This window comes from Saccharicrinis sp. 156 (assembly GCF_050589685.1).
GTDB lineage: Bacteria > Bacteroidota > Bacteroidia > Bacteroidales > Marinilabiliaceae > Saccharicrinis.
On sequence record NZ_JBNGOS010000005.1, the window covers coordinates 222382 to 230460 of the forward strand.

General features: G+C 38.6%; 7 protein-coding genes. All 7 read left to right on the forward strand.

All coding sequences use genetic code 11. The annotated features are described in order from the left end of the window. The first annotated feature begins 68 nt into the window (after positions 1-68). Positions 69-896, forward strand: coding sequence for a rod shape-determining protein MreC (mreC, locus tag ACRD64_RS04615; protein ID WP_430932046.1), 828 nt, complete (start codon positions 69-71; stop codon positions 894-896). Beyond that, the gene (gene mreD / locus ACRD64_RS04620) at positions 893-1411 is read left to right on the forward strand and encodes a rod shape-determining protein MreD (protein ID WP_430932047.1); all 519 of its coding nucleotides are present in this window, start codon (positions 893-895) and stop codon (positions 1409-1411) included. The genes mreC and mreD overlap by 4 nt, the downstream gene beginning before the upstream one ends. A gap of 12 nt (positions 1412-1423) precedes the next feature. Then, positions 1424-3268, forward strand: a complete 1845-nt coding sequence (gene mrdA / locus ACRD64_RS04625) for a penicillin-binding protein 2 (protein WP_430932048.1) — start codon at positions 1424-1426, stop codon at positions 3266-3268. Next, complete coding sequence (gene rodA / locus ACRD64_RS04630) at positions 3255-4673, forward strand: rod shape-determining protein RodA (protein WP_430932049.1); 1419 nt, start codon at positions 3255-3257, stop codon at positions 4671-4673. The genes mrdA and rodA overlap by 14 nt, the downstream gene beginning before the upstream one ends. Before the next feature lie 388 nt (positions 4674-5061). After that, complete coding sequence (locus ACRD64_RS04635; RefSeq protein WP_430932050.1) at positions 5062-6369, forward strand: KamA family radical SAM protein; 1308 nt, start codon at positions 5062-5064, stop codon at positions 6367-6369. 107 nt (positions 6370-6476) lie between these two features. Next, entirely contained in the window at positions 6477-7157 is a 681-nt protein-coding gene (locus tag ACRD64_RS04640) for a phosphatase PAP2 family protein (protein WP_430932051.1), read from the forward strand. Between the two features lie 66 nt (positions 7158-7223). Next, positions 7224-8079, forward strand: an 856-nt coding sequence (locus ACRD64_RS04645) for a lysylphosphatidylglycerol synthase transmembrane domain-containing protein (RefSeq protein WP_430932052.1), incomplete at its 3' end; no start/stop codon positions are given.

The following is an 8079-nucleotide window of genomic DNA, read 5'->3' on the forward strand; positions in this document are numbered from 1 at the left end:
GGCCTAAAGCCGTAGTACATAAACAAAAGCAAGAAATTGCCTTAAAAATCGGAAAACACAACAATTGAATGAGAAATTTTTTAAGGTTTATATTAAAACATCATTTTACATTTCTTTTTATACTATTTGAGTTAATAGCTTTTATTCTTATTGTTTCGTACAATCAGAATCAACGTGCCTTATATCTAAGCTCATCGTCAAGGATTGCCGGGAGCCTTTTCGAAAAGATGAATAGCGTGGAGCAGTATTTTGCGCTTAAAGAGATTAACAGGGAACTATCAAATGAAAACGCTTTTTTGCGGAGTCAGATGCCAAGCTCGTTTAAACAGTCAAAAGATTACTTTTCGATGCTTGAGGATAGTTCGTCGGTGCACCAATATAAATACAGGGCGAGCAAAATAGTGAATAATACAGTTCGTAAGCATTTCAATTATATTACACTAAATAAAGGTAAAAAAGATGGTATTAAGCCTGATATGGGTGTTTTGTGTAGTAGAGGAATAGTGGGGATAGTTATTAAATGCAGCGATAATTACAGTACCGCACTTTCAATTCTGAACCCCAGACTTAAAATATCCGCCAAACTTAAAGGTTCCGATTTTTTTGGCTCGGTAAGTTGGGATACGAAATCTATTTTGTATGCCATATTGGATGAAATTCCGGAACATGCCAATGTTAGTTTAGGGGATCAGGTTGTGACCAGTGGGTATTCATCTACTTTTCCCGAGGGGATATTAATAGGAACGGTGGATGAGGTACTGCATCCGGAGGGCGAAAGTTTTTTTAAAATAAAAGTAAAGCTGAGTACCGACTTCTCAAAACTGAGCTATGTAGAAGTGGTGGAGAATATTTTTCAGGAACAGCAACAACAATTGGAGGAGGAGACCGAGCAATGATAAGCCTAATACCAAGATATTTATTTAATTTTTTCTTCTTTGTACTGCTTCAGGTCTTAATCCTGAACAAAATGGAGTTTTCAGGTTACTTGAACCCTTATTTATATGTGATTTGTATTTTAACACTCCCCTTCGAAACACCGGGTTGGTTATTGTTGACGTTGGCCGCAGTACTGGGATTGACTGTCGATATGTTTTCAAACACCATGGGAATGCACATGGCCGCTTCATTAATTTTGGCCTTCGTGAGGCCGTTTGTTTTGGAACGCTTTGCACCACGAGATAATTATGAACCGGGAACACTTCCGCTACCATCATATTATGGTTTTGGTTGGTTTTTTAAGTATGCCGCGATTTTAGTATTTATCCACCACCTATTTTATTTTGTGATTGAATCATTTTCTATTGAGAATTTTGTGGGGATAATGATTAAAACAGTTGGAAGCATCTTGTTTACCCTTGTAGCCATAGGGGTTACTTTGTTGTTCACGTACCAAAAGAAACAAAGAATTTAAAGGAGGTAAACAGTGGAAAACATTAGTAGAAGAACCATAGTTGTCGCCCTTATCTTTTTGTTCATTGGAATCACCTTTGTCATTAAGCTTTTTATTCTTCAGGTTTACGACCCATCTTACAAGTTTTCGGCTGAAAGCAATACCCGTCGCGAAATTATTAATTTTCCTGCCCGGGGATTGGTTTATGACAGAAACGGAAAGCTTATTGTTTCCAACCAGGCAGATTATGATTTAATGGTGGTGCCAAGAGAGCTTAAACCAATCGATTCGGTTGATTTTTGCAAGGCGTTGGAAATAGATATAGAGGATCTACGAAGGCTGTTTGCCGACATGAAGGGGAAGCTGAAAAACAAGAAAATATCAAGGATAAAACCATCCATATTTTATAAGCAGTTATCGGCTAAGCAATACGGATATCTTCAGGAAAAGCTTTATAAGTTTGATGGTTTCTTCGTGCAGCGCAGAACGTTGCGTAAATATGAATACCCACATGCAGCACATATTCTGGGTTACGTGGGTGAAGTGGGGCCACAGGATATCGAAAAGGATGGTTATTATATACGCGGCGATTATCATGGCATTAATGGTATAGAGTCGACATATGAAAAATTTCTTAGAGGTAAAAAAGGATATAAATATGTTTTAGTAGATGTTCACGGTCGCGAAAAAGGGGTGTTCAGAGATGGTGAGTATGATATCCCGGCTGAAGCAGGAAAAGACATTAAACTGACTATTGATATCGACTTGCAGAAATATGGCGAAGAAATGATGAAAAATAAAATCGGTGCCATAGTTGCCATTGAACCCCAAACGGGGGAGTTGCTTTCTATGGTTTCTGCACCTAATTACGATCCTGCCTTGTTGGTTGGTAAAAAACGGGCAAGTCATTTTTCTATGTTGAGCACCGATACGCTCAAGCCGCTTTTTAATAGATCGATTATGGGCTGGTACCCTCCAGGTTCTACTTTTAAAACGATAAATGCGCTCATTGGATTGCAAGAAGGTGTGATAACGCCCCATTCTGCATATGAGTGTTACATGGGATATAATGTAGGGCGATTTCATTTGGGCTGTCATGATCATAGAAGTCCGCTGGATTTAAAAAACTCAATAGCTCAATCATGCAATGCTTATTATTGCCATGTGTTTCGTAATATCCTGGACAATCCCAAAAATGCATCTGTTCAGGAAGGTTTCGAGGTTTGGAAAAACTATCTGGTTAAGTTTGGCTTTGGTTATACATTAGGGGCAGACTTTGCAAACGAAATACGCGGTTTTGTGCCCAACAGCAAATATTACGATAAATATTACAAAAAAAGTTGGTCGTCGTTAACCGTAGTTTCATTGGCTATTGGTCAGGGGGAGCTGTTGACAACTCCGCTGCAAATGGCCAATATGGCTTCAACGTTAGCCAACCGTGGAACTTTTTATACGCCACATATCATTAAGGAAATTGAAAAAGACACCATACCGTCCAGGTTTAAACAGGTGCGAGAGACAGGGATAGACACCGCTCACTTTAGTCCTGTTGTTGATGGAATGGAATTGGCGATATGGGGCGGTGCGGGAAGTACGGCGACGATTGCCCGGATACCGGGAATAAGCATATGTGGAAAAACCGGAACGGCCCAAAACCCCCATGGCGAAGATCATTCCGTTTTTATAGCATTTGCCCCAAAGGATGATCCGCAGATTGCTATAGCGGTTTATGTTGAAAATGGTGGTTTTGGAGCGCGGTGGGCAGCGCCTATAGCCAGTTTGATGGTAGAAAAATATTTGAATAAGGAAATCCATCCGTCCCGGAAATGGATCGAACAACGAATGTTAGAAGGAGATTTGATTCATGTTGAAAAATAGTTATGATAAAAAGGCGGATTGGGTGACCATCATTATCTATGTAACCCTTGTACTATTTGGTTGGTTTAATATTTATGCCGCCAATTATAATCCCGAGAACCCCGTATTTTTCGATACCGACATGGAATATGCCAAACAGGTTATCTGGATAGCCCTTTCCATGATTATTATTTGGGCCATATTTATGACGAATAGTACTTTTTATGTGGCGTTCTCTTATTTTCTTTATGGTTTATCTGTGGTGTTGCTATTTACGGTTATATTCATCGGGAAAGAGATTAATGGAGCCAAATCATGGTTTGAGATAGGTCCGGTTAGGTTTCAGCCCGCGGAGCTGGCTAAGATTGCTACGGCACTAACCCTGTCTAGGATTATGAGTCGGCATGAGTTTTCGTTTGGCAAGTTTAAAGAACTGATCAAGATTGTTGGCTTGTGGGCATTACCGGTAATGTGTATTTTGCTGCAGAACGATACGGGTTCGGCTTTGGTTTTCTTTATTTTTATTTTACCGTTCTATCGCGAAGGGTTGACGGGTAACATATTGATATTTGGAATTATAGCAGCCATAACTTCAGTCCTGACCTTGGTTTATCCCAATATCATCATATTATCATTGATTGTGCTGGGGATATACTTATTTCTGTTTTTGCAAATCGACAAAAAAATTGCTTTACGGAGCATGATATTTCTCGCAGGAGGATTTTTACTGATGTTAGCTGTGTTTTATGTGCTGGGGCTAACGTTGCGATGGGACTTATTTGCATTGTTTGCAATCGTTGTTTTAACGGTGTATCTTTTGGTACGAGGTTTTGCCAAGAAACTAAAACCAGTAATACCTGCTATAATTTTTATGTGGGGTGCCGTAGCGGCTACTTTTTCGGCAGATTACTTTGTAAATGATGTACTATCGGAATATCAGAGAAACCGTGTTTATGTTTTGCTTGGATTTAAAGATGACCCCTTGGGGGCTGGTTATAACGTGAATCAATCAAAAATTGCTATCGGTTCGGGAGGCCTTACAGGCAAGGGATACCTTCAGGGTACCCAAACCAAGTTTGACTTTGTGCCGGAACAGAGCACCGACTTTATTTTTTGTACCGTCGGCGAGGAATGGGGATATTTAGGTACTTTTTCGGTAGTTTTTCTGTTTTTGTTTTTGATATTGAGATTAATATTTCTTGCCGAAAAACAACATTCCGCATTTAGTAGGATCTACGGATACTGCGTTGCGTCAATATTCTTTTATCATTTTACGGTAAACATTGGAATGACCATTGGTCTGGCTCCGGTTATCGGGATACCACTCCCTTTCTTTAGCTATGGGGGATCGTCATTATGGGGCTTCACTACGTTGTTGTTCATCTTTCTGAAATTGGATACCAATAGAACCGAACTCATCAGGTAGCAGATTGCTGCCTTAAAGTTAGGGTTATGCCAAAAATAAAGCTTTTGATATGAACATAAAGATGTCTAATGTCATGTTTTTTAAACGGTGTCAGGTAGAATTTCTTACATATTTTCACTAATTTTGTGTCCGATTTATACTATATGCCCATAACATCCTTTCGTACTGTGGTTTACGTTTGGATTAATTAAAAGTTAAGCAATTGCCAATATGGTATTTTTTTCGTATTTTTAGTAGAATCTGTCTTTTTGGGTGTTGGGAGCACCCTCTTTTTACTATATGAGTATGCTTACTCTTTCCAATTGAAAGTGACAGATATACTATCGCTTTTTTTTGGGCGTTTTGATGTTGTGTTGAGAGATTAAAAACTTATAAAGACTGTGTAACAATGAGGTATCAAACTTACGCATTGCATAATTTTAGGAAGATTCCGCAAATTGAAAGATTGTCGGAAGAAGATTTGTTGAATATTGAGGTCGTTGGAAATGTTCTTCCGTTTAAAACGAACAACTATGTAGTTGATGAGTTAATAGACTGGGATAATTTTCGTGAAGACCCCATGTTTATCTTGAATTTTCCACAGAAAGATATGCTGTTCCGCGAAGATTTTAATCGTATGGCCGAACTAATTCTTTCTGGTGCCGACAAAGATGTTATTAGAAGGGAAGCTAATATTATACGGGAAAAACTTAATCCTCATCCGGCAGGTCAGTTGGAATACAATGTACCTGAATTAAAAGGGGAAAAATTAAATGGAGTACAACATAAGTACAGAGAGACGATGTTGTTTTTTCCATCACAAGGGCAAACTTGCCATGCCTATTGTACTTTCTGCTTTAGGTGGCCGCAGTTTACCAACATGGATAGTGAGCTTAAGTTTTCGATGAAAGAAGCCGATTCTATAGTTGGATACCTCAAAGAACATACGGAAATTACAGATCTGCTGATTACCGGAGGTGACCCAATGGTAATGAAAGCCAAAACATTTGACACCTATATATCCAAAATAATAGAGGCAAACATAGAGCATCTAAAAACCATCAGAATTGGTTCCAAATCGCTGAGTTTTTGGCCCTATCGTTTTTTAACGGACGCTGATGCGGATGAAATGCTGTCTATTTTTAAACGTATCACAAAGGCAGGCAAGTCGCTTTCGTTCATGGCGCACTTCAACCACCCACAGGAGCTTAGTACGGATGCGGTTAAACAAGCTATTCGAAGAATTAGAAGCACAGGGGCAATCATCAGAACACAATCGCCGGTTCTCAATCATATTAATGCAAGCAGCACCATTTGGGCTGATATGTGGCGCAAACAAGTTGAATTAGGAATGGTGCCGTATTACATGTTTATTGCGCGTGACACAGGTGCACAGGATTATTTTGGAATTCCTGTTGTGAGAGCGTGGAAGATTTTTCAGAAAGCCTATACCCAAGTGAGCGGGATAGCCCGTACAGTCAGAGGGCCAAGTATGTCCTGTACGCCCGGAAAAATAAGAGTGATTGGCGTAACTGAAATTAAGGGTGAGAAAATTATCGCGCTTGAGTTTATTCAAGGACGTAACAGCGATTGGGCAGCCCGCCCATTTTTTGCCAAGTACGATTGCCAAGCACAATGGATAGATGATTTGTATCCTGCCTTTGGAGGAGGTGACTTTTTCTATGAAGAAGAACTCGCCGAAATGCTTTTAAAATAACAATTTGTTTAGGTTTATTACATAATTAATTAGTTATCATGTTATCTTGGTGAATTATCTTTCTATGTTTGAGATAATGTGCATGTAAGATAAATTATCAGGTAAAAATGAAAAATCATATTCCTATATCCTCTAAAGTTTTTATTGTTTGTTGTCTCGTTTTTGCGCTGGTTGGAGGTGCATGCTTATTCCTATTTTCCAAAGGGGAACTACTGTTGCATTTAAATAGTTTAGCTTCGGAACCTTGGGATGGTTTCTTTCAACTTTATACGCATTTGGGACTTGGAGGATTACTAGGCATTCTCTCGGTTGTATTTCTGTTTATCCGATATTATTATTCCATTTTGTTTGCCTCGGCACTCGTCTGTGCCGGAATTTTTACGTTTTTATTAAAGCAGGTAATATTTAACGGAATGCCTCGTCCGGCTTCTTATCTGGGGACGGAAGCATTTTATCATGTAATCGAAGGATTTAAATATCATCACTCCGGTTCGTTCCCTTCCGGGCATACCATGACGGCTTTTGCTGGGGCATTTGCTTTCAGCATTGTTTTAAAAAAAGGATACTGGGGGGTTGTAACTTTTTTTATAGCTTTATTGGTAGGGGTTTCCAGGGTGTACCTGTGTCAACACTTTTTTATGGATATATTTGTGGGGGCACTTATCGGAACAGCTTATACCTATTTACTTCATTATTTTTTAGGTTACCGATTAAACTGGGCCTATAAACCTAAATTAAATAGTAATCTGCCTTCGTATTTTAAACAAAGAAAGTTAAAGCTAGGTTAATAAACTGTTATTGTTGCAAATATGCATTACTTTGTAACTTCAAATTATATCTAAAATTTTCGGATTTTGTCGTTCTTAAAAAAGCATTCCAAGGCAATAAAACTGATTGCCAAAATAGTGTTATCAATTACTGCATTGTATTATGTTTTTTCAAAAGTTGATATTGAACAGACGTTTGGGGCCATCAAAGGAATTAATGTCTGGTTTTTAATATTATCCATATTGGTGTATGGGCTATCTCAAATAGTTTCGGCATTTAGGCTCAATATATTTTACAAATACGTACCGGTTAAAATAGGTTCATTGGTAAATTTAAAACTATACTGGCTGGGTATGTTTTATAATTTGTTTCTACCTGGAGGCGTTGGCGGAGATGGATATAAAGTTTTCTTAATTAACAGATATTATAAAACTTCGGTAAAGCGATTGATAGGAACTGTTTTGGCCGATAGGCTTAGTGGTTTATCGGTGATTTTAGTATTCCTGTGCGCTTTGGTTTATTTTATAGATTATGATTTAGGTAAAGCTGCCGTGCCCGAGGGCGGAATACAGATGATCCATGATTTGTTAAGATGGATTAATCCGTTCCTCAATTATTTTATCGTTTTTATTCCTTTTATTGCGCTGGGGTATTTTATTTATTTGCGGCTTTTTAGTCGCCATTTAACCGGGGCTACCTGGAAAGTTTTTTTGCTGTCGATTGTTATTCAGGGATTACAAATGATTTCGGCCATTATTATTTTAAAGTCGATGGGTACCGAATTGACGGGGAGACAGGATGACTACTTGTTTTTGTTTTTGTTGTCCAGTATTATGTCTGCCATTCCAATTTCGTTAGGTGGATTGGGATTGAGGGAGGTTACATTTATGTTTGGCTCACAATATTTGGGATTGGATCAGGACCATGCGGTGGCATTGAGCA